Origin of the sequence: Burkholderia ubonensis (genome assembly GCF_902833085.1) — a bacterium.
Taxonomy (GTDB): domain Bacteria; phylum Pseudomonadota; class Gammaproteobacteria; order Burkholderiales; family Burkholderiaceae; genus Burkholderia; species Burkholderia ubonensis.
The window spans coordinates 259,008-285,049 of record NZ_CADFEB010000002.1 but is presented as its reverse complement, the minus strand read 5'-3'; the positions used below and the strand labels follow the sequence as shown (position 1 = coordinate 285,049).

Below are 26,042 nucleotides of genomic sequence, written 5' to 3'. Positions count from 1 at the left end.
CGACCGCCGGGCATACAATCGGCCTGTCCAGGACCGTCCGCCGCCGCCATGCCGCCGCTTCGCGCCGTGGTGCGCCGCGCGCAGCGCCGCGTTGCGGCGCTCGTTGCCGGCGCCGCCTGTCTCGCCTCCGCAATGGCGTTCGCCGCCGGCCTGCCGGTGAGCGAACTCGTCGTGCCGCCCGGGTTCCACGTGTCGCTGCTCACCGATGAGGTGCCGACTGCACGGGAAATGGCGTGGTCGCCGCGCGGCATCCTGTATGTCGGCACCCGCGAGGGCCGCGTGCACGCATTCGTGATGCGGGAGGGCCAGATCGGCGCGCATCACGTGATCGCGTCCGGGCTCGACATGCCGGTAGGCGTCGCCTACCGGGACGGCGCATTGTACGTGTCGGCCGTATCGCGCATTGTGCGCCTCGACCGCATCGACGACCAGCTTGCCGCGCCGCCGAAGCCCGTGGTCGTCACCGATGCGTTGCCGACCGAGCACCATCACGGCTGGAAATTCATCGCGTTCGGGCCGGACGGCCGGCTGTACGTGCCGACCGGTGCACCATGCAACGTATGCCTCGCCGACCGCAACCGGTTCGCGATCATCGCGCGCATGAATCCGGACGGCGGTCACCGGGAGGTGGTCGCGCGCGGCGTGCGCAATACGGTCGGATTCGCGTGGCATCCGGACACGGGCGAGCTGTGGTTCACCGACAACGGCCGCGACTGGATGGGCGACGACGTGCCGGACGACAAGCTCAACCGCGCGCCGCACGCGGGCCTCGATTTCGGCTTCCCGTACTGCCACGGCGGCGACACGCCCGACCCCGAGTACGGCAGCCAGAACGCGTGCCGCCGCTATACGGGCCCCGTGCTGAAGCTCGGCGCGCATGTCGCCTCGCTCGGCATGCGCTTCTATACCGGCTCGATGTTTCCGGCCGCGTATCGCAACAACATCTTCATCGCCGAACACGGCTCGTGGAACCGCAGCACCAAGGTCGGTTATCGCGTAATGCGCGTCGTGGCGTCCGCCGACGGCAGCCACGCGCGGCAAACGCCGTTCGTGACCGGCTGGCTGCGGGCCGACGGCACCGTGTGGGGTCGCCCGGCCGACGTGCTGGTGCTGCCCGACGGCTCGCTGCTCGTCAGCGACGACTACGCAGGCGCGATCTACCGCATCACCTATGCGGCACCTTGACGCAGAGCAGGGATGACCGCCTCCACCACCGCATCGTAGAATGCGTGCCGGGCTGCACGCCCGCGCCGCGTCTGCGGCGGTCCACTCCAACGCACCATTCCAACGACATTACGCCCGCCCATCCATGTCCAGCAGCAGCACCGCCCCGATCCGCCGCTTCCGCTCCAAGACGCTTACCGCCGCCCTCGCGTTCCTGTTCGGCTCGATCGGCGCGCATCGCTTCTATCTGTACGGCTTTCGGGACGTCTATGGCTGGGCCCATCTGCTCGCGACGATCGTCGGCATTCCCGGCTTCCTGCTGCTCGCCGCGACCCAGCGCACCGCCGGCCTCGGCTGGTGGCTGGCGGTGCCCGGCGCGATTTCGCTGCTGGCGGCCTTCCTTGCGGCCATCGTCTACGGGCTGCGTCCGGACGAAAAGTGGGATGCGCAATTCAATGCGGACACCGGCAGGCACAGCCGTTCGGGCTGGACGGTGATCTTCGTCGTGATCTTCTCGTTGCTGATTGGTGCGTTCCTGCTGATGACGGCGCTCGCCCTCTCGTTCCAGACGTATTTCGAGTCGCAGGTTGAAGCGGCCAAGCAGATCTCGCAATAAACAAACGGGAGCGACGCGCCTGGTGCCGGCATCACGCTCCATCCGGTGGCACGCCGGAAACCTTTACATTGCGGAAGTCATACTGCCTAGAAAAGACTCAACTGCGTGTCGTCACGCAACCTCGAACCGACCACGCGCGCGTTTGATCGAGGGGCGGCCACCCCGCCCCCCGGTTGGCCGGCCCCCGGTTGGCCGGCCCCCGGTTGGCCGGCCCCTCTAAACTGCGACAGATCGAGAATGCCGTTCGCACGCTCGTTCAGCCCAAGCCGCTTGACCGCCTGACGAAAGCGCTGCTTCAGCAGATCCGCCCAGATCCCTTCGCCCTTCATCCGCTTGCCGAAATCCGAGTCGTAGTCCTTGCCGCCGCGCATGTCGCGCACGCGGTTCATCACGCGCTCCGCTCGATCCGGAAAATGTGCGGTCAGCCAGTTCCTGAACAGCGGCGCAACTTCCCAGGGCAGCCGCAGGATGATGTAGCTCGCGTGCGTCGCGCCCGCTTCCGCGCACGCTTCGAGCACCCGCTCCAGGTCCGGCTCGGTGACGAACGGAATCACCGGCGCAATGCTCACGCCGACCGGCACCCCCGCGTCGCGCAGCGCGCGGATCGTACGCAACCGGCGAGCCGGCGTCGCAGCGCGCGGCTCGAGCGTGCGCGCAAGTTCCGCGTCGAGCGTCGTGATCGTGACCGCCGCCATCACCTGCCCGCGCGCCGCCATCGGCGCCAGCAGGTCGAGATCGCGCTCGATCAGCGACGACTTCGTGATCGCGGCGAACGGCAGCCCGTGATCGTGCATGACCTGAATCACGCTGCGCGTGATGCGCAGATCCCGCTCGACCGGCTGGTATGCATCGGTATTGACGCCGAGCGCGATCGGCTCCGGCACGTAGCGCTTTCTGGAAATCTCGCGCTCGAGTAGTTCGGCCGCGTTGACCTTCGCATAGATGCGGCTCTCGAAATCGAGCCCCGGCGACAGGCCGAGATAGCTGTGAGTCGGCCGCGCGAAGCAGTAGATGCAGCCATGCTCGCAGCCGCGATACGGATTGAGCGACACGCTGAACGGAATGTCGGGCGACTGGTTGCGCGTGAGGATGCTGCGTGCCCGCTCCTCGAATACCTGCGTGCGCAGCGGCACCGGCAAATCGGCGTCGTCCGCCTCGTGTGTCCAGCCGTCGTCGACCGCCTCGCGAAGCGCCGTCTCGTACCGCCCCTGCAGGTTGTCGACCGCCCCGCGCCCCTTGCGAGGCATGGGTGGCGCAACCGGAAATTCATTGTCGGATCGATCGTCCATCGCCTCACCCAGTCACCTGCACTCAATACTGTACATTTATACAGTATTGAGTGCAGCGTGCCAAGGGAGAGATAGGGGGCTATTCGTCGACCGAAATCGTCAGCGTCTCCTTGATTTCCTCCATCACGACATAGCTCTTCGACTGCACTGCGCCCGGCAGCTGCAGCAGGATGTCGCCGAGCAGCTTGCGGTAGTCGGCCATCTCGCCGATCCGCGCCTTGATCAGGTAGTCGAAATCACCGGACACGAGATGGCACTCGAGCACCTCGTCGATCTTCATCACCTCGCGGCGGAACTGCTCGAACATGTTGCCGCCCTTGTGACCGAGCGTGATCTCGACGAACACGAGCAGCGCCGCGCCGAGCTGGGCCGGATCGACCCGCGCGTGATAGCCGGTGATCACCCCGTCGCGCTCCATGCGCCGCACGCGTTCGATGCACGGCGTGACGGTCAGTCCGACCTGCTCGGCGAGATCCTTCATCGCCATCCGGCCGTCGTTCTGGAGCAGTTTGAGGATGCGCCGGTCGAGCTTGTCGAGCGTGCGCACCGGGTGGCGTTGCGTTCTCATTTGTTTATGCTGAAAAGCCAAAAAATACGATAACAAAAACTGCACATTCGACAATACCATAGCGCAAAAAACTAGATCAGCTAGAGGTTACACGGAGCCGCGGGTGCATCCGGCCTCGATCTGGTCCTTCCATCTGGAGCAGCTATGCGAGTCGTCGTTCTGGGCAGCGGTGTAGTGGGCGTGGCAAGCGCGTATTACCTCGCGCGCGCCGGTCATGAAGTCACGGTGATCGACCGGGAGGCCGGCCCGGCGCTCGACACGAGCTTCGCGAACGCGGGCCAGATCTCGCCCGGCTACGCGGCGCCGTGGGCCGCGCCCGGCGTGCCGCTGAAGGCGGTCAAGTGGATGTTCGAGAAGCACGCGCCGCTCGCGATCCGCCTCGACGGCACCCGCTTCCAACTGCAATGGATGTGGCAGATGCTGCGCAACTGCACGGCCGAGCGCTACGCGGTGAACAAGGGCCGCATGGTCCGTCTCGCCGAATACAGCCGCGATTGCATTCAGGCGCTGCGCGCCGACACGGGCATCGAGTACGAAGGCCGCACGGGCGGCACGCTGCAACTGTTCCGCACGCAGCAGCAGCTCGACGGCGCGGCGAAGGACATCGCGGTGCTGCGGGACGCGAACGTGCCGTTCGAACTGCTGTCGCCGGCCGAGCTGAAGAACGCCGAGCCGGCGCTTGCCGCGGTGTCGCACAAGCTGACGGGCGGCCTGCGCCTGCCGGGCGACGAAACCGGCGACTGCCAGCTGTTCACGACGCGCCTCGCTGCGCTCGCAGAAGGGCTCGGCGTCAAGTTCCGCTACAACACGCCGATCGACGCGCTCGCGGTCGCCGGCGGCAAGATCGCCGGCGTGCAGTGCGGCGGCGAGATGGTGCGCGCTGACGCTTATGTCGTCGCACTCGGCTCGCACTCGACCCGCTTCATCGCGAACCTGATGAAGATTCCGGTGTATCCGCTCAAGGGCTATTCGATCACCGCGCCGATCGTCGACGAAGCGGCCGCGCCGGTGTCGACCGTGCTCGACGAAACCTACAAGATCGCGATCACGCGTTTCGACCAGCGCATCCGCGTCGGCGGGATGGCGGAAATCGTCGGCTTCGACAAGCGCCTGCGCGACGCGCGCCGCGAAACGCTCGAAATGTGCGTGAACGACCTGTTCCCGGGCGGCGGCGATACGTCGAAGGCGACGTTCTGGACCGGCCTGCGCCCGATGACGCCGGACGGCACGCCGATCGTCGGTCGCACGCCGGTGTCGAACCTGTTCCTGAACACCGGTCACGGCACGCTCGGCTGGACGATGTCGTGCGGCTCCGGCCAGCTGCTCGCGGACCTGATTTCCGGCAAGAAACCGGCAATCCAGGCAGACGACCTGTCGGTGCACCGCTACCTGAAGGACACGGCAGGCCAGCCGCGCCCGGCTTACGCGTAAGTCGCACCGGCCCGCCGCAGCGCGGGGCTCAATCAAGCAAAAAGGCGCCCTCGGGCGCCTTTTTGCATTGCATCCCGCACCGGCGTCAGAACTGGTCTTCCGTCAACGCGAGCACGCCCTCGCCGCCCTTCGCGCCGACGATCGACGCTTCGAACCCGCCCGCCTGCACGAGAATGTGTTCCGCATAGAACTGCGCGATCGCGATCTTTGCGTCGTAGAACGCCGGATCGTTCGCGCGGTTCGCGTGCGCGGCCACCAGCGCGCGCGCCATCTGCCACCCGCACAGCACCACGCCCGCCAGCTTCAGGTACGGCACGCTGCCCGCGAACACCGCGTTCGGGTCCTGCTTCGTGTTCGCCACCACGTAATCGACCACCGCCGACAACGCCCGCGCCCCCTTCTCCAGCTGCGCCTTCATCGACGCCGCCGCCGCGCCGTCGAGCTTGGCGAGCGCCTCGACCGTCTGACCGATCTCGCCGAGCAGCGCCTTCGCCACCGCGCCGCCGTCGCGCACCGTCTTGCGGCCCACCAGGTCGTTCGCCTGGATCGCCGTCGTCCCTTCGTAGATCGCCAGGATCCGCGCGTCGCGGTAGTACTGCGCGGCGCCCGTCTCCTCGATGAAGCCCATCCCGCCGTGCACCTGCACGCCCAGGCTCGCGACGTCGTTCACCATCTCCGTGCTCCAGCCCTTCACGACCGGCACCAGGTACTCGTAGATCGCCTGATGGCGTGCGCGCGTCGCCTCGTCCGCATGGCGGTGCGCCATGTCGCTGTGCGCGGCCGCCACATAGGCCAGCGCCCGCGCGCCTTCGGTCAGCGCGCGCATCGTGCCGAGCATCCGGCGCACGTCCGGGTGGTGGATGATCGCCACCGACTGCTTCGCCGAGCCGTCCACCGGCCGGCTCTGCACGCGCTCCTTCGCGAACGCCGCCGCCTTCTGGTACGCGCGGTCCGCCACGCCGATCCCCTGCATCCCGACGCCGAAGCGCGCCGCGTTCATCATGATGAACATGTATTCGAGGCCGCGATTCTCCTCGCCGACCAGGTAGCCGATCGCGCCGCCGTGGTCGCCGTACTGCAGCACCGCGGTCGGGCTCGCCTTGATGCCGAGCTTGTGCTCGATCGACACGCAGTGCACGTCGTTGCGCGCGCCGAGGCTGCCGTCGTCGTTGACGAGGAACTTCGGCACGATGAACAGCGAAATCCCCTTCACGCCTTCCGGCGCGTTCGGCGTGCGCGCCAGCACGAGATGGACGATGTTCCCGGCCATGTCGTGCTCGCCCCACGTGATGAAGATCTTGGTGCCGAACACCTTGTACGACCCGTCGCCCTGCGGCTCGGCGCGCGAGCGCACCAACGCGAGGTCGGAGCCGGCCTGCGGCTCGGTCAGGTTCATCGTGCCGGTCCATTCGCCCGAGATCAGCTTCGGCACGTAGCGCTGCTTCTGTTCGTCGGTGCCTGCCGTCAGGAGCGCCTCGATCGCGCCGTCGGTCAGCAGCGGACACAGCGCGAACGACAGGTTCGCCGCGTTCAGCATCTCGATGCACGGCGTCGCGATCAGCTTCGGCAGCCCCTGGCCGTCATACTCGGCCGGATGCTGCAGCCCCTGCCAGCCGCCTTCGACGAACTGGCGGAACGCTTCCTTGAAGCCCGGCGTCGCGGTCACGACGCCGTCCTTCCAGCTGCTCGGCTCGCGGTCGCCGTCGACGTTCAGCGGCGCCAGCACTTCGCCGCAGAACTTCGCGGATTCGTCGAGCACCGCCTGCGCGGTGTCGAAGCCCGCGTCCTCGAAACCCGGCAGCTGCGCGACGGCGTCGATGCCGGCCAGTTCCTTCAGCACGAACAGCATGTCCTTGACGGGGGCGGTATAGCTCATGTTGCTCCTCCATATTCTTCTGCCGACGGCGTAATAAAAAAGGGGCGCTCGTCGCGCCCCTCGTCTCGTGTGCTTACCGCTGAAGCGTCACGCCGCGTCAGCCGAGCTCGTTCACGAGCTCCGGCACGAGCGTGAACAGATCGCCGACGAGGCCGTAGTCCGCGACGCTGAAGATCGGCGCTTCCGGATCCTTGTTGATCGCGACGATCACCTTCGAATCCTTCATGCCGGCCAGATGCTGGATCGCGCCCGAAATGCCGACCGCGATGTACAGCTGCGGCGCGACGATCTTGCCGGTCTGGCCGACCTGGTAGTCGTTCGGCACGTAGCCGGCGTCGACCGCTGCGCGCGATGCGCCGAGTGCCGCTTGCAGCTTGTCGGCCAGCGGCTCCAGCACCTTCGTGTAGTTCTCGCCGCTGCCCAGACCGCGGCCGCCCGACACGATGATCGACGCCGACGTCAATTCCGGACGGTCCAGCTTCGTCACTTCACGGCTGACGAATTGCGACTTGCCCGCATCCGCTGCCGCGTCGATCTTCTCGACCGCTGCGCTGCCGCCTTCCGCCGCGACCGGATCGAAGCCCGTCGCACGCACCGTGATCACCTTGACCGGATCGCTCGATTGCACGGTCGCGATTGCGTTGCCCGCGTAGATCGGGCGCTCGAACGTGTCGGCCGAGTCGACCGCCGTGATGTCCGAGATCTGCGCGACGTCCAGCTTCGCCGCGATGCGCGGCGCGATGTTCTTGCCGTAGGCGGTGGCCGGCGCGAGGATGTGCGAATAATCCTTCGCGATGTTCAGCGCAGTCGCCTCGACGTTTTCCGCGAGGCCTTCGGCCAGCTGCGGCGCGTCGGCCAGCAGCACCTTGCTGACGCCTGCAATCTTCGCCGCCGCATCCGCAGCGGCTTGTGCGTTGTGGCCCGCGACCAGCACGTGAATGTCGCCACCGATCTTCTGCGCTGCCGCCACCGTGTTCAGCGTGGCCGCCTTGATCGACGCGTTGTCGTGTTCTGCAATTACCAGAATCGTCATTTCTTTCCGCTCCCCTTACAGCACCTTGGCTTCGGTCTTCAGCTTCTCGACCAGCGTCTTCACGTCCGGCACCTTCACGCCGGCCGCGCGCTTCGGCGGCTCGACCACCTTCAGCGTCTTCAGGCGCGGCGCGACGTCGACACCGAGGTCTTCCGGCTTCACCGTTTCCAGCGGCTTCTTCTTCGCCTTCATGATGTTCGGCAGCGTCACGTAGCGCGGCTCGTTCAGGCGCAGGTCGGTCGTGACCACGGCCGGCAGCGTCAGCGACAGCGTTTCCGCGCCGCCGTCGACTTCGCGTGCGACCGTTGCCTTGCCGTCGGCTACAACAACCTTCGACGCGAACGTCGCTTGCGGCAGGCCCGCCAGCGCAGCGAGCATCTGGCCGGTCTGGTTCGAATCGTCGTCGATCGCCTGCTTGCCGAGGATCACCAGCTGCGGCTGCTCCTTGTCGACCAGCGCCTTCAGGATCTTCGCGACGGCGAGCGGCTCGACGCCGTCGTTCGATTCGACGAGGATCGCGCGATCCGCACCGATCGCGAGCGCCGTGCGCAGCGTTTCCTGCGCTTGCGCGACGCCGACCGACACCGCGACGATTTCCGTCGCCACGCCCGCTTCCTTCAGGCGCACCGCTTCTTCAACGGCGATTTCGTCGAACGGGTTCATCGACATCTTCACGTTCGCAATGTCGACGCCCGTGTTGTCCGACTTCACGCGGACCTTCACGTTGTAATCGACCACTCTTTTCACTGGCACCAGGATTTTCATGCACACGCTCCAAAGTTACGAATACGACCAGAGACCATTTTATAGCGAGGCCTCGTGACTGCGCGGCCAAGCGGATCCTTCCATCGTGGCTATCGAGGATACTGCTCCTCCGCGGCGGGCCGACAATAGCGAACGGTCGTTCTATTTTAAAAGAGAAAAAACCCGGACGCAAAGCCCGGGTTTTCGATCACGGCCTCTAATCACCGTCGGGCGTCCCGTCCGCCACGCGTTACCAGGCGGCGATCACCGCACCGCCGAATTTGCCCTCGATGAACTGCTTCACTTCGGGCGAATGATAGGCCGCGACGAGCTTCGCGACCCAGGGCTTGCTCCGATCCGCCTCGCGAATCGCGATGATGTTCGCATACGGGCCGTTCGGACCCTCGATCGCGATCGCGTCCTGTTTCGGTTTCAACCCCGCTTCCATTGCGAAGTTCGTATTGATCGCGGCTGCGTCGACGTCGCCGAGCGAACGCGGAATCTGCGCGGCATCCAGTTCGACGATCTTCAGCTTCTTCGGATTGTCGACGATGTCGAGCGGCGTCGCCTTCAGCCCCGCATCCGCACGCAACTTCAGCAGGCCCTGCTTCTGCAGCAACAGCAGCGCACGGCCGCCGTTGGTCGGATCGTTCGGGATCGCGATGCGCGCGCCGGGCTTCAGCTCGGCGAGCGTTTTCACGCGCTTCGAGTAGATGCCCATCGGGAACGTCACCGTCTCCGCGACCTTGATCAGCTTGTAGCCGCGATCCTTCACCTGCGCGTCGAGGTACGGCGCGTGCTGGTAGCTGTTCGCATCGAGGTCGCCGGCGGCAAGCGCCGCGTTCGGCTGCACGTAGTCGGAGAATTCGACGATGCGGATGTCGAGGCCGCCCTTCGCCGCGACCTTCTTAACCGCCTCCATCACCTGCGCGTGCGGGCCGCCCGTCACGCCGACCTTGATGGTCTCGGCGTGCGCCTGCGCACCCGCGAACAGCGCGGCCGCGCCGAGCGCCGCCGCGAACTTCAGCATGAACCGTCGTTGCATCGTCATTCCCCCAAACACGTCGGATGTCGCTTTACTTGTGGCTGAGCCGTCGCACGAGCCAGTCGCCGAACGACTGCACGATCTGCACGAACACGATCAGGATCGCGACCACCGTCCACATCACTTCCGGCAGGTAGCGCTGGTAGCCGTAGCGGATCCCGAGATCGCCGAGCCCGCCGCCGCCGATCGCGCCCGCCATCGCCGAATAGCCGACGAGCGACACGAACGTGATCGTCAGCCCCGCGACGATGCCCGGCAGCGATTCCGGCAGCAGCACCTTGAACACGATCTGCGACGTCGTCGCGCCCATCGACTGCGCAGCTTCGATCAGCCCGCGGTCCACTTCGCGCAGCGCGGTCTCGACGAGGCGCGCGATGAACGGCGCGGCCGCGAGCGTCAGCGGCACGACTGCCGCCGCGGTGCCGATCGACGAGCCCGTGACGAGCCGCGTGAACGGAATCACCGCGACCAGCAGGATGATGAACGGCGTCGAGCGCACCGCGTTCACGAAGCCGCCGAGCACGCGGTTCACCGCGAGGTTCTGCAGCACGCCCTGGCGATCCGTCAGGTACAGCAGCACGCCGAGCGGCAGCCCGACGAGCGCGCCGACCACGCCCGAGATGCCGACCATGATCAGCGTCTCCCAGAACGACTGCACGAACATGTCGAACATTTCACTCAACATACGAAAGCTCCTCCACCACCACGCCTTGCTCGCGCAGGAATGCGAGCGCCTGTCCGACCTTGCCCGGCTCGCCGCCCGCGAGCACCGCGAGCGAACCGAACGCCTGGCCCTGGATCTCGTCGATCTGGCCGTGCAGGATGTTGAAATCGAGCTCGTAGCGGCGGATCGTCTCCGACAGGATCGGCTGGTCGACGCCCGACCCCGTGAACGCGAGACGCAGCAGGTGGCCGCTGCCCGTCTTGAGGCGCTCGGCGACGCGCACCTTCAGCGCGGGCGGCAGCTCCTGCGCGATCACGTCACCGATCAGCGCGCGCGTCACTTCGTGGCGCGGCTGCAGGAACACGTCGATGACCTTGCCTTCCTCGACCACCCGCCCGGCGTCGAGCACCGCGACGCGATCGCACACCTGCTTGATCACTTCCATCTGGTGCGTGATCAGCACGATCGTCAGCCCCAGCTCGCGATTGATGCGCTTCAGCAGGTCGAGGATCGAACGCGTCGTCTCGGGGTCGAGCGCCGACGTCGCCTCGTCGGACAGCAGCACTTTCGGCTGGCTCGCAAGCGCGCGCGCGATGCCGACGCGCTGCTTCTGGCCGCCGCTGATCTGCGCCGGGTAACGGTCCTTCTGCGCGGACAGCCCGACGAGGTCGAGCAGCGGCAGCACCGCGGCCTCGATGTCGGCGCGGCTCGCGCCGGCCAGCTCGAGCGGCAGCGCGACGTTGTCGAACACCGTGCGCGACGACAGCAGGTTGAAGTGCTGGAAGATCATGCCGATCTCGCGCCGCGCTTCGCGCAGGTCGCGCGTGGGCAGCAGCGTGAGGTCTCGCCCGCCGACGACGACGTTGCCTTCGGTCGGCCGGGTCAGCAGGTTGATGGTGCGCACGAGCGTGCTCTTGCCCGCGCCGCTGCGGCCGATGATGCCGAACACCTCGCCCTTGGGAATCGTCAGGTTGACGTTGTGCAGCGCCTCGACCCAGCCGTTCGGGCCGGGGAAGCGCTGCGACAGATTGCGTAATTCGATCATGTAAACAAAACGGCGGACGGCTGGGGAGCAGGCCCGCCCAGTCGGCCGCCGATGGATCCGGAATAGCCGGCGATTTTACCGCAAACCCCTCATTCCCCTTAATAATCGATTCCGATCTTTTCATAACCAGGCGAAATTAGAGGAAAGCGCTGGCGCGTGGCGGCGGCGCGGCGTCTATGATCGGGAGCGCGACGACAAACGATCGAAGGGGACAAGCCAGATGACTGCTACCACCACCCCGGCCTCCGCGCCCGCCGCTGCGTCATCCGGGTCACCCGCTACGCGCGCGCCGCGCATGGGGCGGCTGCGCACCGCCGACGGGCTGGAGCTGGCATCGTACCGCTGGCCGGCCGGCGACGGCGCCGCTGTGCCGCGCGCGACGGTCGCGCTCGTGCATGGCCTCGCCGAGCATGCGGGGCGCTACGACGCGCTCGCGACGCGCCTGAATGCGGCCGGCATCGACGTGCTGGCGGTCGACCTGCGCGGGCATGGCCAGTCGCCCGGCAAGCGCGCGTGGGTCGAACGGTTCGACGGCTACCTGAACGATGCCGACGCGCTCGTCGACGAAGCCGCGCGAAGCGGTGCGCCGCTGTTCCTGATGGGGCACAGCATGGGCGGCGCCGTCGCGGCGTTGTATGCGATCGAGCGCGCTGCGGCGCGCGGCCGCGCGTTCGCGGGCCTCGTGCTGTCGAGCCCGGCGCTCGCGCCGGGCCGCGACGTGCCGCGCTGGATGCTTGCGGTAAGCCGCTTCATCAGCCGCGTGTGGCCGACCTTCCCCGCGATCCGGATCGATGCGGCGCTGCTGTCGCGCGATCCGGCCGTGGTCGCGGCCAATCGCGCCGATCCGCTCGTGCATCACGGCGCGGTGCCCGCGCGCACCGGCGCGGAAATCCTCGACGCCATGGCGCGCATCGAACGGGGCCGCGGCGCGCTGCGCGTGCCGGTGCTCGTCTACCACGGCACCGAGGACAAGCTGACCGAGCCGGACGGCAGCCGCGCATTCGGCGCGCGCGTCGGCTCGCCCGACCGCACGCTCACCCTCTACGAAGGGGGCTTTCACGAAACGATGAACGACCTCGAGCGCGACCGGGTGATCGACGCGCTGATCGCGTGGCTGCACGCGCGCGCGCCGCTGCGCTGACCGGACGGCTTGCGGCGTCAGATGCCGGCCAGCACGCGCAGGTGCGCGACGACGCTGCGCCCGAGCGCGGACAGGTTGTAGCCGCCCTCGAGGCAGCTGACGATGCGGCCCTGCGCGTGACGGCGCGCGACCTCGACGATCTGCGCGGTCAGCCATTCGAAGTCCGCCTCGACGAGACCGAGGCCGCCGATGTCGTCCTCGCGATGCGCGTCGAAGCCCGCGGACACGAACAGCATCTGTGGCTTGAACGCATCGAGGCGCGGCAGCCAGAACATATCGACCGCCTCGCGGATCGCCATCCCGTTGCTGCGCGCCGGCATCGGCAGGTTGACCATGTTCGGCGCCTGATGCTCGGCGCCCGAGAACGGATACAGCGGGTGCTGGAAGAAGCTGCACATCAGCACGCGCTCGTCGTTCGCGAACGCGGCTTCGGTGCCGTTGCCGTGATGCACGTCGAAGTCGACGATCGCGACGCGCTCGAGGCCGTGCACGTCGAGCGCATGCCGCGCCGCGATCGCGACGTTGTTGAAAAAGCAGAAGCCCATCGCGCGCGCCGGCTCCGCGTGATGGCCGGGCGGCCGCACGCTGCAGAACGCATTGCCGTAGCGTCCCTCGATCACCGCGTCGGTCGCCGCGATCGCGGCGCCGGCCGCGCGCAGCGCCGCGCGCCACGTATTGCGATTCATCAGCGTGTCGGGATCGATCTCGGCATAGCCGTCGGCCGGCGTCATGCCGCGGATGTAGTCGATATGAGCCTGCGTGTGCACGCGCGCGAGCGCCACTTCGCTCGCGAACGGCGCGGTCTCGTGCGCGATCAGGTCGTCGATGCGGCTCGCGATCAGTTGATCCTGGATCGCCGACAGGCGAGCCGGACACTCCGGATGCCATTCCCCCATCTCGTGCAGCATGCAGTCGGGGTGCGTAAAGAAGGCGGTTGCCATAAGCGTCGTCCGCGGCGCATGCGCGCCGCAGGTCTCCATCAATGAGGTCCATCGTCTGTCGCGAATTCGCCGCTAACTTACCACAACGGGGCGCCGTTTCGCCCCGGCGCGGCGGATGCGTCGGGTATACTGCGCCGAACACATTTGCCTTGTCCGCCCCGGTTCGTCATGAATTACAAGAAGCCTGCCGCACCCTTCTCCGCGCCGTACCGCGTTCGCCTCCCACTCGTTGCCATCGCCCTCGCCGCCGCGCTGTCCGCTGCGCCGGCCGGTGCGCAAACGCAGCCGGCGGCGTCCGCCGGCACGCGCGTCGCGCAGGCCCAGCCGCAGCAGCCGGCGCCGCAAGGCCAGACCTTCGAGGAAGAGATCGTCCCGCAGCGTTATGCGAACAACGCGCAGGTCGATGCATTCATCGACGAGATGGCGAGCCGCCACGACTTCAATCCGGCCGGCCTGCGCGCGCTGTTCGGGCGCGTGAGCTACTCGGCGACCGCGGTCAAGCTCGTGAAGCCCGCGCCGTCGCCGACGGTGAAGAACTGGCGCGTGTATCGCTCGCGCTTCATCGAGCCGATCCGCATCAACGCGGGCGTGAAGTTCTGGAAAGCGAACATGGCGACGCTGCAGCGCGCGTCCGAGGAATTCGGCGTGCCGCCGGAGGTGATCGTCGGCATCATCGGCGTCGAGACGATCTACGGCCGCTACATGGGCAACTTCCGCGTGCTCGACGCGCTGACGACGCTCACCTTCGATTATCCGGACACACCGAATCGCGACAGCCGCCAGGCGACGTTCCGCAAGAACCTCGAGGACTTCCTCGTCTGGACCCGCGACAACCAGCTCGACCCGACCACCGTGCTCGGCTCGTACACTGGCGCGATCGGCATCCCGCAGTTCCTGCCGAGCAGCATCCGCGAATACGCGGTCGACTACGAAGGCAACGGCCACGTCGACCTGCGCAACAGCCCGGCCGACGCGATCGGCAGCGTCGCGAACTACCTGAAGCAGCACGGCTGGGAAAACAATCGCCCGGTGGTCTGGCAGATCGCACCCGACATCGGCAGCCAGGGCATCGCGCAGGCCGCCGCGGACGGGCAGCCGGAACCGCACTGGGCGCTGTCGCAGCTGTTGCGCGCGGGTCTGACGCTCAACGAGCCGGCGATCAATATCGCCGCCGAGGCGGACACACCGGTCACCGTGGTCGATCTGCCGTCGCCGGGACGTGCGACCGAATACCTGCTCGGCCTCAAGAATTTCTACGTGCTGACGCGCTACAACCGCAGCTTCTTCTATGCGCTCGCGGTCTACCAGCTCGGCGAAAGCGTGAAGGCGCAGATGGAAGCGACCGGCGCGCTCAGGCCCGCCGCCGCGAACCCGCCGCAGGCTGCGCAGTAAGCGCTCCGGCCACAAGCAAGAAGCCCCGCGATCGCGGGGCTTCTTCGTTTGATGCGTCGGGTCTCGCTTACGCGGGAAACACACCCGTCGACAGATAGCGGTCGCCGCGGTCGCAGATGATGAACACGATCGTCGCGTTCTCGACCTGGCGCGCGATGCGCATCGCGACTTCGCACGCGCCGCCCGACGAAATGCCGGCGAAGATGCCTTCGACGGCCGCAAGCTTGCGTGCCATCGCTTCGGACGCCGCCTGTCCCACGTTCTCGACGCGGTCGACACGGCTGCGATCGAAAATCTTCGGCAGATAGGCTTCCGGCCACTTGCGAATGCCCGGGATGCGCGAGCCCTCTTCCGGTTGCGCGCCGACGATCTCGATCTTCGGGTTCTGCTCCTTCAGATACTGCGACACGCCCATGATCGTACCGGTCGTGCCCATCGCCGACACGAAGTGCGTGATGCGGCCTTCGGTGTCGCGCCAGATTTCCGGGCCCGTCGCTTCATAGTGCGCGAGCGGGTTGTCCAGGTTCGCGAACTGGTCGAGGATCACGCCCGTGCCTTCGCGCTGCATCTGCTCCGCGAGATCGCGCGCCAGCTCCATCCCGCCCTTGACCGGCGTGAGGATGATTTCCGCGCCATAGGCCGCCATGCTCTGGCGGCGTTCGACCGACAGGTCCTCCGGCATGATCAGCACCATCTTGTAGCCGCGGATCGCCGCGGCCATCGCGAGCGCGATGCCCGTGTTGCCGCTCGTCGCCTCGATCAGCGTATCGCCCGCCTTGATGCGGCCGCGCGCCTCGGCCTTGCGGATCATCGACAGCGCCGGGCGATCCTTCACGGACCCCGCCGGGTTGTTGCCTTCCAGCTTCGCGAGAACCACGTTGTTGCGCGCGCGAATCTCGTCGTCCGGCAGGCGGACCAGTTGCACCAGCGGCGTGTTGCCGATCGTGTCTTCGATAGTTTTGTAAGCCATGGAGGTACCGTGAGTGCGATGCCGATCAATCGATGGATTTTAAACCAGCGCAGAAGTGCGCGCCGCCTGCCCCCATTGCAACGATGGATACCGGCGCCGGGCCGGCATGTGCACGCAAGCGGGACGTCCACGCAAAAAACCCGCGGCATGCCGCGGGAAACCGTCGCAATGACGGTCTGAAGGAGCCTATTCATCCGGCTCGCGAACCCGACCCCGGGCGCGCTATTTCTGGGCGGTGCGCGCCGCGGACGGTTTGGCCGGCAACGTCGGCGGCGGCGCGGCCGCAGGCTTGGCGGCGGCCGGCGCGGCGCCGGCGCCGGCCGCGCCGACCGTCAGCCCTTCGCGCTGCAGCCGCTCGACCGTGTGACCGCCCATGCCCTTCACGCGCGCCGCGAGGTCGTCGGCATTCTTGAACGGACCGTGCGCGCTGCGTTCGTCGAGGATCGCCTTGGCTCTCGCGGGCCCGATGCCCTTGATGCCGATGAGCGCATCCTCGCCCGCGGTATTGACGTCGACGGCCGCCCACGCCGACGCAATCGCGCCGAGCAGGGCCGCTGCAGCGAACCATTGCTTGATCATGTTCCGGATCTCCAAGTGAAAACGGCCGGCGGCCGCCGACCGTGAGACCCAGTCTAAGGATTCGACGCGCCGGCTTAAACCTGGCCGGACAGCCAACGTACGTAGCGGTCGACGCCTTCCTGCACCGTCAGGAACGGCGCATCGTAGCCGGCCGCGCGCAGCTTCGTCTGATCCGCCTGCGTGTAGCACTGGTACTTGCCGCGCAGCGCGTCCGGGAACGGCACGTATTCGATCAGGCCCTGCTCGACCTGCTGCGCGAGCGTCAGCGGCGGCAGGTTGTCGAGCGCACGCAGCGTGTTGACCACCGACGTCGCGACGTCGTTGAACGGCTGTGCGCGGCCCGTGCCGAGGTTGAAGATGCCCGACTTCTCCGGATGATCGAAGAAGAACAGGTTCACCTTCGCGACGTCCTCGACCGACACGAAGTCGCGCGTCTGCTCGCCCGGCGCGTAGCCGTTGTATTCGCCGAACAGCTTGACCTTGCCTTCCGCGCGGAACTGGTTGAAGTTGTGGAACGCGACCGACGCCATGCGGCCCTTGTGCGTCTCGCGCGGGCCGTACACGTTGAAGTAGCGGAAGCCGGCGATCTGGCTCTTCGCGCTCGGCAGCACGCGGCGGACCACCTGGTCGAACAGGAACTTCGAATAGCCGTAGACGTTCAGCGGCGCCTCGACCTCGCGCTCCTCGACGAAGCGCGTCGAGCCGCCGTAGGTTGCCGCCGACGACGCGTACAGGAACTGCGCGCCCTGTGCGAGGCACGCGTCGAGCACCGCGCGGCTGTAGCGGAAGTTGTTGTCCATCATGTAGCGGCCGTCGTGTTCCATCGTGTCGGAACACGCGCCTTCGTGGAACACCGCACGCACCTTGCCGAAATCGCCGCGCGCGAAGCGCTCGACGAATTCGGTCTTGTCGAGATAGTCGTCGATCTCGCAATCGACGAGGTTCCGGAACTTGTCGGCGCGCGTCAGATTGTCGACCGCGATGATGCGCGTCTCGCCGCGCTCGTTGAGCGCCTTGACGAGGTTCGCGCCGATGAAACCGGCTGCGCCGGTGACGATGAGGGTCATGATCGTCCTGCCTGAAAAGAGAAATGAGGCCGCGCGCCGCGCGTTCGTCGCACCGCGCGCCCGCGCTCAATGAAACAGTTCGTCGTAGTCGACCGTGGCCGTCCCAAGCTTGCCGACCACGATCCCCGCCGCGCGATTCGCCAGCACGACCGCGTCGACAAGCGGCACGCCCGCGCCGAGCATCGTCGCGACCGTCGCGATCACCGTATCGCCCGCGCCGGACACGTCGAACACTTCGCGCGCCAGCGCCGGCGCGTGCAGCTCGCCCGCCTCGGAGAACAGCGTCATGCCCTCCTCCGAACGCGTGAGCAGGAGCGCGTCGATGCCCAGCGATGCACGCAGCGTCGCGACCCGGTTGCGCAGGTCGTCTTCCGACTTCCATTGCCCGACGACCTCGCGCAGCTCGGCACGGTTCGGCGTGATCAGCGATGCGCCGCGATAACGCTCCCAGTCGTCGCCTTTCGGATCGACGAGCACCGGCTTGCCGGCCGCGCGTGCCTTCGCGATCATCGTCGTCACGTGCGTGAGGCCGCCCTTCGCGTAATCCGACATCAGGATCACGTCGTGCTGCGGCAGCAGCGCGTCGAAACGTGCGAGGCCCGCCAGCAGCACCTCGTGGGTCGGCGTCGCCTCGAAATCGACGCGCAGCAGCTGCTGCTGGCGTGCGAGCACGCGCAGCTTGATCGTCGTCGGCAACGACGGGTCGCGCTCGAGATGCGGCGTCACGCCGCTCGTGCCGAGCAGCTCGACGATCCGCTCGCCCGGCTCGTCGCAGCCGACCACGCACAGGAGCCCCGCCTGACCGCCGAGCGTCACGGCGTTGCGCGCGACGTTCGCCGCGCCGCCGAGCCGCTCTTCCTGGCGCTGCACGTGCACGACCGGCACCGGCGCCTCAGGCGAAATGCGGTCGACGTTGCCGAACCAGTAGCGATCGAGCATCACGTCGCCGACGACCAGCACGCGCGAGCCCGCCAGCTGTTCGCGCGGCACCGGGGCCACTTCGCGCGGGGCGCTCATCGTCAGATCATCCACGGGAGCCAGCCTGGGGGTCGACATGGGGGCGTCCGATCGCGTAGTAATCGATGCCGAGCTCGGCCAGCGCTTGCGGCTCGTACAGGTTGCGGCCGTCGAAAATCACCGGCGCCTTCAGCTCCGCCTTGAGCCGGTTGAAGTCGGGGCTCCTGAATTCCTTCCATTCGGTCACGATCACGAGCGCGTCGGCGCCCGTCACCGCCACGTCCTGCGTGTCGACGAAGTGCAGGCGCGACAGCGCGTCGGAACCCTCGCCGAGATCCAGCGCGAACACGCGGCGCGCCTCGTCGATCGCGACCGGATCGTATGCGCGCACCGTCGCGCCGCGCTCGAGCAGCTCGGCGATCAGGCGGCGGCTCGGCGCCTCGCGCATGTCGTCGGTGTTCGGCTTGAACGCGAGGCCCCAGACCGCGAACTCGCGGCCGGTCAGATCCGCGCCGAAGCGGTGCTCGATCTTGCCGAGCAGCACGGCCTTCTGCGCGTGGTTCGCCTCCTCGACTGCCTCGAGAATGCGCAGCGGCTGGCCGTTTTCGCTCGCGGTGCGGATCAGCGCCTGCACGTCCTTCGGGAAGCACGAGCCGCCGTAGCCGACGCCCGCATACAGGAAGTGGTAGCCGATGCGCGGATCGGAGCCGATCCCGCGGCGCACGGCCTCGATGTCGGCGCCGACCTTGTCGGCCAGGTTCGACATCTCGTTCATGAACGAGATGCGCGTCGCGAGCATCGCGTTCGCCGCGTACTTCGCGAATTCCGCCGAACGCACGTCCATGTAGATTGTGCGCTCGTGGTTGCGGTTGAAAGGCGCGTAGAGCTTCTTCATCTTCTCGCGCGCGATCTCGCCCGTCTCGTCGCCGTCGACGCCGATGATGATCCGGTCCGGACGCATGAAGTCCTCGACCGCCGCGCCTTCCTTCAGGAATTCGGGATTCGACACGACCGAGAACCGGTGCGCGACGCTGCCCGCCAGGCCGCGCGCGGCCAGCGCCTCGTCGACCACGCCGCGCACGCGCTGCGCGGTGCCGACCGGTACGGTCGACTTGTCGACGATCACCTTGAAGCCGGTCATGTGGCGGCCGATGTTGCGCGCCGCTTCGAGCACGTATTGCAGGTCGGCCGAGCCGTCCTCGTCGGGCGGCGTGCCGACCGCGATGAACTGGATCTCGCCGTGCGCGACGCTCGCCTCGACGTCGGTCGAGAAGCGCAGGCGCCCGGCGGCGCGGTTGCGGGCGATGATGTCCAGCAGGCCGGGTTCGTGAATCGGCATGCCGCCGTTGTTCAGGATGTCGATCTTGCGCGGATCGACGTCGAGGCAGAAGACGTCGTGGCCGATCTCAGCCAGGCACGAACCCGTGACGAGACCGACGTAACCGGTGCCGATGATGGTGATTTTCATAGATGTTCCGGTGATGGTTCCCGGTGATTGACTAACTTGGCCGCCGGGCCGCGCCCGGCGGCGTCCGCATCGCGTTCGCCCAGCCGGCCTCGATCAGTTCGGCACGGCGGGTTCGACGCGACGCGGCGCATAGGTTTCCCAGCCGCTGCATCCGGGGCATTGCCAGTAGAAGAGCCGCGCCCGGAAACCGCAATTCTGGCACGTATACCGTGGCAGATTCTTGGTGCGCTGCTTGATCAGCGCACGCATCATTTCAAGTTCCTTACGACGCGCTTCGTCGGCCGTCGCGATCTGCGCGTCGAGCAGGTGCAGCATGCCCGACAGGTTCGGCGACTTTTCCATCTGCGCGCGCGCGAGCAGGTGCGCGGCATCCTGGCCGCGCAGTCCGGCGATGTGCTGGTACGCGGTGTCGAGCAGGTCGTTCGACGGGTAGCGGTCGACATAGTCCATCAGCAGCTCGGCGCCCTCGCCGGCCCGGTCGAGCGCGACATAAGCCTTCATCAGCTTGTCCGCGACGAGCGGCAGGTAGGCCGGGTTCTGCGACTCGACGCGCTTCCAGTGGTCGATCGCGGCCGCATGGTCGCCGGCCGCCGCCGCGGCGTCGCCGGACAGGATCGTCGCGCGGACGTTCTGCGGATTCGCGGCCAGCGCGAGCCGCAGCTGCTCCGAGGCAGCCGCCGCGTTCTTGCGTTGCAGCGCCTCCTGCGCGAGCTCGCAGTGGAACTGCGCGATCTCGGTGCCGAGAGAACCCGCGCCCATCGACTCGATGCGCTTCGCGGTTTCGATCGACTTGTTCCAGTCCTTCTCGATCTCGTAGATCGTCAGGAGCGCACGCTGCGCGCCGAGTGCACGGTCGCCGTCGACCAGCTTGTGGAAGGCTTCTTCCGCACGATCGAGCAGGCCGGCCTTCAGGAAGTCCTGGCCGAGCTCGTACAGCGCGTGGTCGCGTTCGTTGACGGGCAGGTCGGTGCGGCTCAGCAGGTTCTGGTGCACGCGAATCGCGCGATCCGTTTCGCCGCGACGGCGGAACAGGTTGCCGAGCGCGAAGTGCAGCTCGACCGTTTCGGGGTCGAGCTTCGCGACCTCGATGAACGCGTCGATCGCCTTGTCGGGTTGTTCGTTCAGCAGAAAATTCAGGCCGCGGAAATACGAGCGCGGCAGGTTCGCGCTCTCCGACAGGAGACTCTTCAGGTCATAGCGTGACGCCACCCAGCCGAGTGCGAAAGCGACCGGAATCGCGAGCAACCACCAGAAATCCAGATCCATGCGAAATATCGAAGCGGAATCGAAAACCGCGCAGCCTTCGCGCGGCTTGAAAGGTCGTTAAATGACCGGCGGCATCGGCGGTTGGTCGATGACGGCCGGAGTTTCGCGCGCCGCGCGCAGATCGCGCTTCAGGCGCCCGTTCTCGACGCGCATGCGGAAGATCGCGGGCACGGCGGACAGCAGGCCGGCAATCAGCCCGACGCCGAAGAAAGCGAGGCCGATCAGGATCAGCGGAGCTTGCCATGCGTAGCCGGCGAGGAAATTCAGCGTCGCGGTTTGCGTATTGGCCAGCGCGAGCACCAGCAACAGCACGAACACCAATACCCGGATCAGCCAGACGATAAATTTCATGAAGCCCTCTCGATGATTGAGATTTCGCCGCGGCGCGCGCGACTCCCCTTCGCCGCGCCGAATCGACCCGTATTGTAAAGGATGCGTTTCTGCGTCAGCGCATCCGATGCATGCGCGCACCCGCGCGCATCGGACACGTGCCGCAAAAATAAAAAAAGCGCCCGCAAGGGGCGCTCTTCTTCAGCCTTTGCCGGTTGGGTTCCGGGCGGGCCGGGCGACGTTCAGCGATCGTCGTCCGGCTCGTCGGCCTTCAGCGGCTCACCGGCACGGCCGTCGACGCGTTCACGCAACTCCTTGCCAGGCTTGAAGTGCGGCACGAACTTCTCGGGCACCTGCACTTTTTCCCCCGACTTCGGGTTGCGTCCGACGCGGGCCGGGCGACGGTTGAGACCGAAGCTGCCGAAACCCCGAATTTCGATGCGATGCCCTTTGGACAGAGCATCGGACATCGCATCGAGCATCGTTTTCACCGCGAAATCCGCATCCTTGAGGACAAGTTGCGGAAATCGCGATGCCAGCTGCGCGACCAACTCGGATTTGGTCATACTTCAGCAGACCTCGTAAGGCTTACTGGTTCTGGCCGTCGAGCTTGGCCTTCAGCAGCGCGCCGAGGTTGGTCGTGCCCGTCGCGGCGGAGCTGGTGTCGGCTTGCAGGCCGCGGATCGCTTCCTGCTGCTCGGCCGAATCCTTCGCCTTGATCGACAGGTTGATGCCGCGCGACTTGCGATCGATGTTGATCACCATCGCGTTGACCTTGTCGCCTTCCTTCAGCACGTTGCGTGCATCTTCGACGCGATCCTGCGAGATTTCCGACGCACGCAGGTAGCCTTCGATGTCGCCCGTCAGCGTAATGACCGCACCCTTCGCGTCGACCGACTTCACCACGCCGTCAACGATCGAGCCCTTGTCGTTCATTGCAACGTAGTTGCTGAACGGGTCGCCTTCGAGCTGCTTGATGCCGAGCGAAATGCGCTCCTTCTCGACGTCGATGCCGAGCACGATTGCCTCGACTTCGTCGCCCTTCTTGTACTTGCGAACCGCTTCTTCGCCAGCTTCGCTCCACGACAGGTCCGACAGGTGGACCAGGCCGTCGATGCCGCCCGGCAGACCGATGAACACGCCGAAGTCGGTGATCGACTTGATCGCGCCCGTGATCTTGTCGCCCTTCTTGAAGTTGCGGCTGAAGTCATCCCACGGATTCGGCTTGCACTGCTTCATGCCGAGGCTGATACGACGACGGTCTTCGTCGATCTCGAGGACCATGACTTCGACTTCGTCGCCCAGCTGGACAACCTTCGACGGAGCGACGTTCTTGTTCGTCCAGTCCATTTCCGACACGTGGACCAGGCCTTCGATGCCCGATTCCACTTCGACGAATGCGCCGTAGTCGGTGATGTTCGTGACCTTGCCGAACAGGCGGGTGCCCGACGGGTAGCGGCGCGAGATGCCTTCCCACGGATCGTCGCCCAGCTGCTTGATGCCCAGCGAGACGCGGTTCTTCTCTTGGTCGAACTTGAGGATCTTCGCGGTGACTTCCTGGCCAACCGACAGGACTTCGCTCGGGTGACGCACGCGGCGCCATGCGATGTCGGTGATGTGCAGCAGGCCGTCGATGCCGCCGAGGTCCACGAACGCGCCGTAGTCGGTGATGTTCTTGACCACGCCGTTGACGATCGCGCCTTCCTTCAGCGTCTCGAGCAGCTTCGCGCGCTCTTCGCCCTGGGTCGCTTCGATCACTGCGCGGCGCGACAGCACGACGTTGTTACGCTTGCGGTCGAGCTTGATGACGCGGAACTCGAGCGTCTTGCCTTCGTACGGGGTCGTGTCCTTGACCGGACGGGTGTCGACCAGCGAACCCGGCAGGAACGCGCGGATGCCGTTGACCATCACGGTCATGCCGCCCTTCACCTTGCCGGTGATCGTGCCGGTGACGAGTTCGTTGTTGTCGAGGGCCTTTTCCAGCGACAGCCACGATGCAAGGCGCTTCGCCTTGTCGCGCGACAGGATCGTGTCGCCGTAGCCGTTTTCGAGTGCGTCGATCGCGACGGACACGAAATCGCCCGACTGCACCTCAACCTCGCCCTGATCGTTCAGGAATTCCTCGATCGGAATGTAAGCCTCGGACTTCAGGCCTGCATTGACGACCACGAAGTTGTGGTCGACGCGCACGACTTCGGCGGAGATCACTTCGCCGGCGCGCATGTCTTGGCGGGTCAGCGACTCTTCGAACAGAGCCGCAAAGGATTCGGTATTCGGGTTGGAGGTTTGCAGGTCGGACATAAAAATCTGATTGTGCATGGATCGCTGTGCCACGCCGGCCGGAATGGTCGGCTGAAAGAGCCAGATCGAAGTCCACACGGGGTTAAGGGTTCAAAACACGCTCCGCACTTGCGGCGCGGAGCTCCTGCTGCTGCCCTGCCCTTTCAGGCAGGCTGGCCGAGCGCCCGGTACCACTGCAGCACCTGATCGACCGCCTGGTCGATCGAAAGCGCCGACGTATCGAGCAGCTCGGCATCTGCCGCGGGCTTCAGCGGCGCGGCCGCGCGATTGCTGTCGCGCGCGTCGCGATCACGAAGATCCCGGAGCAAGTTATCAATATTAGCAGAAAAACCTTTTTGCATCAATTGCTTATGCCGTCTGGCCGCGCGCGCCTCGACGCTGGCCGTCAGGAACACCTTCAGCACGGCGTCCGGGAAGATCACCGTGCCCATGTCGCGGCCGTCCGCGACGAGGCCCGGCGTCTTGCGGAACGCGCGCTGGCGGGCGACGAGCGCGGTGCGCACCGGCGCATGCACGGCGATCGCCGACGCGCGATTGCCGACCGCTTCCGCGCGAATGTCGTTCGACACGTCCGCGCCGTCGAGCTGCGCGCAGCCTTCGCGGAACGTGATATGGAGATCGTCGATCAGTTTCACGAGCGCGTCGACGTCTTCGGCCGCGATGTCGTAGCGCATGCTCGCCAGCGCGGCGAGGCGGTACAGCGCGCCGCTGTCGAGCAGGTGAAAGCCGAGGTGGGCGGCGACGAGCGCCGCGACGGTGCCCTTGCCGGAAGCGGTCGGGCCGTCGATCGTGATGACCGGGGTCGGGTGAAAGGGTCGGTTGGATTTCATCGGAAATACGGGGTCAGGCTTTCGCGAGCGCGGTGAAGCGGTCGAAATAGTCGGGGAACGTCTTGCCGACGCACTTCGGATCGTTGATGCGCACCGGCACGCCGCCCAGGCTGACGAGCGAGAAGCACATCGCCATCCGGTGATCGTCGTAGGTGTCGATCGCCGCGTTCGGCGTGAGCTTTTCCGGCGGCGTGACGACCAGGTAGTCCGGCCCTTCCTCGACGGTCGCGCCGACCTTGCGCAGCTCGGTGGCCATCGCCGCGATGCGGTCCGTCTCCTTCACGCGCCAGCTCGCGATGTTGCGCAGCGTGCTCGGACCGTCGGCGAACAGCGCCGCGACCGCGATCGTCATCGCCGCGTCGGGAATCAGGTTGAAATCCATGTCGATCGCTTCGAGCTTGCCGTGGTCGTGGCCGATGCCGCGCACCTCGATCCAGTCGTCGCCCATCGTCACGTTCGCGCCCATCTGCATCAGCGCGTTGGCGAAACCGACGTCGCCCTGGATGCTCGCGCGCCCCACGCCCTCGACGCGCAGCGGGCCGCCGCCGAGCGCGCCGGCCGCGAGGAAGTACGATGCCGACGACGCGTCGCCCTCGACCATGATCCGTCCCGGCGACTTGTAGCGGACGCCGGCCGGCACGATGAAGCGCTGCCAGCCGTCGCGCTCGACGGTCACGCCGAAGCGCGCCATCAGCTTGATCGTGATCTCGATGTACGGCTTCGAGATCAGCTCGCCGTCGACCTCGACGACGATCCGGCCGTCCGGCGCCTTCACGAGCGGCAGCGTCATCAGCAGCGCGGTCAGGAACTGGCTCGACACGTCGCCGCGCACGAGGATCGGCGCGTCGACCTTGATCGACGCCGGCTTGATGCGCAGCGGCGGGAAGCCTTCGTTCTGCTCGTAGTCGATCTGCGCACCGATCTGCCGCAGGCCGTCGACGAGATCGCCGATCGGCCGCTCGTGCATGCGCGGCACGCCGTGCACGCGATAGTCGCCGCCGTTGACCGCCAGCGCCGCCGTGAGCGGCCGCACCGCGGTGCCCGCGTTGCCGAGGAACAGGTCGGCCGTCCTCGCGGTAAACGCACCGCGCGTGCCGGCGACGACGCAGGTGTCGCCGTCGCGTGTGAGCCTCACGCCGAGCTTGCCGAGCGCATCGAGCATCACGCGCGTGTCGTCGGAATCGAGCAGGTTGGTGATCGTCGTTTCGCCTTCGGCGAGCGCCGCGAGCAGCAGCACGCGGTTCGAGATGCTCTTCGAGCCGGGCAGGCGCACGGTGCCCGATGCGCTGGAGTACGGGCCGAGATCGAGATATTCCATGGGAGCT

At 66.7% G+C, this 26,042-nt stretch carries 25 protein-coding genes; 5 read left to right on the top strand and 20 right to left on the bottom strand.

Annotated elements, in window-relative coordinates:
* Positions 1–48 precede the first annotated feature (48 nt).
* Both HWX31_RS05300 and HWX31_RS05295 read left to right on the top strand, forming a co-directional pair.
* The gene (locus tag HWX31_RS05300) at positions 49–1,185 is read left to right on the top strand and encodes a PQQ-dependent sugar dehydrogenase (RefSeq protein WP_174965901.1); all 1,137 of its coding nucleotides are present in this window, start codon (positions 49–51) and stop codon (positions 1,183–1,185) included.
* Positions 1,186–1,309: 124 nt separating this feature from the next.
* Positions 1,310–1,780, top strand: coding sequence for an NINE protein (locus tag HWX31_RS05295; protein WP_059619308.1), 471 nt, complete (start codon positions 1,310–1,312; stop codon positions 1,778–1,780).
* A gap of 86 nt (positions 1,781–1,866) precedes the next feature.
* On the opposite strand, the gene HWX31_RS05290 is transcribed toward HWX31_RS05295, so the two are convergent.
* Together HWX31_RS05290 and HWX31_RS05285 are read right to left on the bottom strand one after the other, a co-directional pair.
* Positions 1,867–3,069, bottom strand: a complete 1,203-nt coding sequence (locus tag HWX31_RS05290; protein WP_174965902.1) for a PA0069 family radical SAM protein — start codon at positions 3,067–3,069, stop codon at positions 1,867–1,869.
* Between the two features lie 79 nt (positions 3,070–3,148).
* Positions 3,149–3,637, bottom strand: a complete 489-nt coding sequence (locus HWX31_RS05285) for an Lrp/AsnC ligand binding domain-containing protein (protein ID WP_059614794.1) — start codon at positions 3,635–3,637, stop codon at positions 3,149–3,151.
* Between the two features lie 144 nt (positions 3,638–3,781).
* Here HWX31_RS05285 and HWX31_RS05280 point away from each other — a divergent pair, with 144 nt between their 5' ends.
* Positions 3,782–5,068, top strand: coding sequence for a D-amino acid dehydrogenase (locus HWX31_RS05280; RefSeq protein WP_174965903.1), 1,287 nt, complete (start codon positions 3,782–3,784; stop codon positions 5,066–5,068).
* Between the two features lie 85 nt (positions 5,069–5,153).
* On the opposite strand, the gene HWX31_RS05275 is transcribed toward HWX31_RS05280, so the two are convergent.
* From HWX31_RS05275 to HWX31_RS05250, 6 genes are all read right to left on the bottom strand, one after another.
* The gene (locus HWX31_RS05275; protein ID WP_175933875.1) at positions 5,154–6,944 is read right to left on the bottom strand and encodes an acyl-CoA dehydrogenase; all 1,791 of its coding nucleotides are present in this window, start codon (positions 6,942–6,944) and stop codon (positions 5,154–5,156) included.
* A 97-nt stretch (positions 6,945–7,041) separates the two neighbouring features.
* Positions 7,042–7,977, bottom strand: coding sequence for an electron transfer flavoprotein subunit alpha/FixB family protein (locus HWX31_RS05270; RefSeq protein WP_059732678.1), 936 nt, complete (start codon positions 7,975–7,977; stop codon positions 7,042–7,044).
* Between the two features lie 15 nt (positions 7,978–7,992).
* The gene (locus tag HWX31_RS05265) at positions 7,993–8,742 is read right to left on the bottom strand and encodes an electron transfer flavoprotein subunit beta/FixA family protein (protein WP_059662891.1); all 750 of its coding nucleotides are present in this window, start codon (positions 8,740–8,742) and stop codon (positions 7,993–7,995) included.
* Between the two features lie 229 nt (positions 8,743–8,971).
* On the bottom strand, positions 8,972–9,766 hold the full coding sequence (locus tag HWX31_RS05260) for a MetQ/NlpA family ABC transporter substrate-binding protein (protein ID WP_174964618.1): 795 nt from the start codon (positions 9,764–9,766) through the stop codon (positions 8,972–8,974).
* Between the two features lie 31 nt (positions 9,767–9,797).
* Complete coding sequence (locus tag HWX31_RS05255; RefSeq protein ID WP_059719391.1) at positions 9,798–10,451, bottom strand: methionine ABC transporter permease; 654 nt, start codon at positions 10,449–10,451, stop codon at positions 9,798–9,800.
* Positions 10,441–11,475, bottom strand: a complete 1,035-nt coding sequence (locus HWX31_RS05250; RefSeq protein ID WP_174964619.1) for a methionine ABC transporter ATP-binding protein — start codon at positions 11,473–11,475, stop codon at positions 10,441–10,443. The genes HWX31_RS05255 and HWX31_RS05250 overlap by 11 nt, the downstream gene beginning before the upstream one ends.
* 220 nt (positions 11,476–11,695) lie before the next feature.
* Between HWX31_RS05250 and HWX31_RS05245 the strand changes: the two genes are divergently transcribed.
* Positions 11,696–12,616 carry an alpha/beta hydrolase gene (locus tag HWX31_RS05245; protein ID WP_174964620.1) on the top strand — a complete coding sequence of 307 codons (921 nt, stop codon included), beginning with the start codon at positions 11,696–11,698 and terminating at the stop codon, positions 12,614–12,616.
* A 17-nt stretch (positions 12,617–12,633) separates the two neighbouring features.
* On the opposite strand, the gene HWX31_RS05240 is transcribed toward HWX31_RS05245, so the two are convergent.
* The gene (locus HWX31_RS05240; RefSeq protein ID WP_059615028.1) at positions 12,634–13,557 is read right to left on the bottom strand and encodes a histone deacetylase family protein; all 924 of its coding nucleotides are present in this window, start codon (positions 13,555–13,557) and stop codon (positions 12,634–12,636) included.
* A 168-nt stretch (positions 13,558–13,725) separates the two neighbouring features.
* Between HWX31_RS05240 and mltB the strand changes: the two genes are divergently transcribed.
* On the top strand, positions 13,726–14,949 hold the full coding sequence (mltB, locus tag HWX31_RS05235) for a lytic murein transglycosylase B (RefSeq protein ID WP_174964621.1): 1,224 nt from the start codon (positions 13,726–13,728) through the stop codon (positions 14,947–14,949).
* 67 nt (positions 14,950–15,016) lie between these two features.
* Here the strand turns inward: mltB and cysM are convergent, their stop codons facing one another.
* The 11 genes from cysM to aroA form a co-directional block, all read right to left on the bottom strand.
* Positions 15,017–15,919, bottom strand: a complete 903-nt coding sequence (cysM, locus tag HWX31_RS05230) for a cysteine synthase CysM (RefSeq protein ID WP_174964622.1) — start codon at positions 15,917–15,919, stop codon at positions 15,017–15,019.
* 222 nt (positions 15,920–16,141) lie between these two features.
* A complete protein-coding gene (locus HWX31_RS05225; RefSeq protein WP_174964623.1) occupies positions 16,142–16,498 on the bottom strand; it encodes a ComEA family DNA-binding protein in 357 nt (118 codons plus the stop codon).
* Positions 16,499–16,572: 74 nt separating this feature from the next.
* Positions 16,573–17,565, bottom strand: coding sequence for an ADP-glyceromanno-heptose 6-epimerase (rfaD, locus tag HWX31_RS05220; RefSeq protein ID WP_010091750.1), 993 nt, complete (start codon positions 17,563–17,565; stop codon positions 16,573–16,575).
* A 66-nt stretch (positions 17,566–17,631) separates the two neighbouring features.
* Positions 17,632–18,582, bottom strand: coding sequence for a D-glycero-beta-D-manno-heptose-7-phosphate kinase (rfaE1, locus tag HWX31_RS05215; RefSeq protein WP_088510524.1), 951 nt, complete (start codon positions 18,580–18,582; stop codon positions 17,632–17,634).
* A 7-nt stretch (positions 18,583–18,589) separates the two neighbouring features.
* Complete coding sequence (locus HWX31_RS05210) at positions 18,590–19,990, bottom strand: UDP-glucose dehydrogenase family protein (RefSeq protein ID WP_174964624.1); 1,401 nt, start codon at positions 19,988–19,990, stop codon at positions 18,590–18,592.
* Positions 19,991–20,083: 93 nt separating this feature from the next.
* Complete coding sequence (gene lapB, locus HWX31_RS05205; RefSeq protein WP_059615020.1) at positions 20,084–21,256, bottom strand: lipopolysaccharide assembly protein LapB; 1,173 nt, start codon at positions 21,254–21,256, stop codon at positions 20,084–20,086.
* A gap of 57 nt (positions 21,257–21,313) precedes the next feature.
* Positions 21,314–21,607, bottom strand: a complete 294-nt coding sequence (locus tag HWX31_RS05200; RefSeq protein ID WP_010091746.1) for a LapA family protein — start codon at positions 21,605–21,607, stop codon at positions 21,314–21,316.
* 221 nt (positions 21,608–21,828) lie between these two features.
* A complete protein-coding gene (locus HWX31_RS05195) occupies positions 21,829–22,152 on the bottom strand; it encodes an integration host factor subunit beta (RefSeq protein WP_010091745.1) in 324 nt (107 codons plus the stop codon).
* A gap of 22 nt (positions 22,153–22,174) precedes the next feature.
* Positions 22,175–23,887: a 30S ribosomal protein S1 gene (gene rpsA, locus HWX31_RS05190; protein WP_059612605.1), complete on the bottom strand. Its 1,713-nt coding sequence runs from the start codon at positions 23,885–23,887 to the stop codon at positions 22,175–22,177.
* Between the two features lie 143 nt (positions 23,888–24,030).
* Positions 24,031–24,717 carry a (d)CMP kinase gene (gene cmk / locus HWX31_RS05185; RefSeq protein WP_059612585.1) on the bottom strand — a complete coding sequence of 229 codons (687 nt, stop codon included), beginning with the start codon at positions 24,715–24,717 and terminating at the stop codon, positions 24,031–24,033.
* A gap of 13 nt (positions 24,718–24,730) precedes the next feature.
* On the bottom strand, positions 24,731–26,035 hold the full coding sequence (gene aroA, locus HWX31_RS05180; RefSeq protein ID WP_059615019.1) for a 3-phosphoshikimate 1-carboxyvinyltransferase: 1,305 nt from the start codon (positions 26,033–26,035) through the stop codon (positions 24,731–24,733).
* Between the last annotated feature and the right edge of the window lie 7 nt (positions 26,036–26,042).

Excerpts from the sequence above, each read along its gene's own strand:
- HWX31_RS05280 (WP_174965903.1), top strand. The coding sequence starts at position 3,782 with ATGCGAGTCGTCGTTCTGGGCAGCGGTGTAGTGGGCGTGGCAAGCGCG.
- HWX31_RS05225 (WP_174964623.1), bottom strand. The coding sequence starts at position 16,498 with ATGATCAAGCAATGGTTCGCTGCAGCGGCCCTGCTCGGCGCGATTGCG.
- HWX31_RS05295 (WP_059619308.1), top strand. The coding sequence starts at position 1,310 with ATGTCCAGCAGCAGCACCGCCCCGATCCGCCGCTTCCGCTCCAAGACG.
- cmk (WP_059612585.1), bottom strand. The coding sequence starts at position 24,717 with ATGAAATCCAACCGACCCTTTCACCCGACCCCGGTCATCACGATCGAC.
- HWX31_RS05240 (WP_059615028.1), bottom strand. The coding sequence starts at position 13,557 with ATGGCAACCGCCTTCTTTACGCACCCCGACTGCATGCTGCACGAGATG.
- mltB (WP_174964621.1), top strand. The coding sequence starts at position 13,726 with ATGAATTACAAGAAGCCTGCCGCACCCTTCTCCGCGCCGTACCGCGTT.
- cysM (WP_174964622.1), bottom strand. The coding sequence starts at position 15,919 with ATGGCTTACAAAACTATCGAAGACACGATCGGCAACACGCCGCTGGTG.
- HWX31_RS05195 (WP_010091745.1), bottom strand. The coding sequence starts at position 22,152 with ATGACCAAATCCGAGTTGGTCGCGCAGCTGGCATCGCGATTTCCGCAA.
- HWX31_RS05275 (WP_175933875.1), bottom strand. The coding sequence starts at position 6,944 with ATGAGCTATACCGCCCCCGTCAAGGACATGCTGTTCGTGCTGAAGGAA.
- rfaE1 (WP_088510524.1), bottom strand. The coding sequence starts at position 18,582 with ATGAGCGCCCCGCGCGAAGTGGCCCCGGTGCCGCGCGAACAGCTGGCG.
- HWX31_RS05210 (WP_174964624.1), bottom strand. The coding sequence starts at position 19,990 with ATGAAAATCACCATCATCGGCACCGGTTACGTCGGTCTCGTCACGGGT.
- HWX31_RS05270 (WP_059732678.1), bottom strand. The coding sequence starts at position 7,977 with ATGACGATTCTGGTAATTGCAGAACACGACAACGCGTCGATCAAGGCG.
- HWX31_RS05285 (WP_059614794.1), bottom strand. The coding sequence starts at position 3,637 with ATGAGAACGCAACGCCACCCGGTGCGCACGCTCGACAAGCTCGACCGG.
- rfaD (WP_010091750.1), bottom strand. The coding sequence starts at position 17,565 with ATGACCCTCATCGTCACCGGCGCAGCCGGTTTCATCGGCGCGAACCTC.
- HWX31_RS05290 (WP_174965902.1), bottom strand. The coding sequence starts at position 3,069 with ATGGACGATCGATCCGACAATGAATTTCCGGTTGCGCCACCCATGCCT.
- HWX31_RS05200 (WP_010091746.1), bottom strand. The coding sequence starts at position 21,607 with ATGAAATTTATCGTCTGGCTGATCCGGGTATTGGTGTTCGTGCTGTTG.
- HWX31_RS05255 (WP_059719391.1), bottom strand. The coding sequence starts at position 10,451 with ATGTTGAGTGAAATGTTCGACATGTTCGTGCAGTCGTTCTGGGAGACG.
- aroA (WP_059615019.1), bottom strand. The coding sequence starts at position 26,035 with ATGGAATATCTCGATCTCGGCCCGTACTCCAGCGCATCGGGCACCGTG.
- HWX31_RS05245 (WP_174964620.1), top strand. The coding sequence starts at position 11,696 with ATGACTGCTACCACCACCCCGGCCTCCGCGCCCGCCGCTGCGTCATCC.
- HWX31_RS05300 (WP_174965901.1), top strand. The coding sequence starts at position 49 with ATGCCGCCGCTTCGCGCCGTGGTGCGCCGCGCGCAGCGCCGCGTTGCG.
- HWX31_RS05265 (WP_059662891.1), bottom strand. The coding sequence starts at position 8,742 with ATGAAAATCCTGGTGCCAGTGAAAAGAGTGGTCGATTACAACGTGAAG.
- lapB (WP_059615020.1), bottom strand. The coding sequence starts at position 21,256 with ATGGATCTGGATTTCTGGTGGTTGCTCGCGATTCCGGTCGCTTTCGCA.
- HWX31_RS05260 (WP_174964618.1), bottom strand. The coding sequence starts at position 9,766 with ATGCAACGACGGTTCATGCTGAAGTTCGCGGCGGCGCTCGGCGCGGCC.
- rpsA (WP_059612605.1), bottom strand. The coding sequence starts at position 23,887 with ATGTCCGACCTGCAAACCTCCAACCCGAATACCGAATCCTTTGCGGCT.
- HWX31_RS05250 (WP_174964619.1), bottom strand. The coding sequence starts at position 11,475 with ATGATCGAATTACGCAATCTGTCGCAGCGCTTCCCCGGCCCGAACGGC.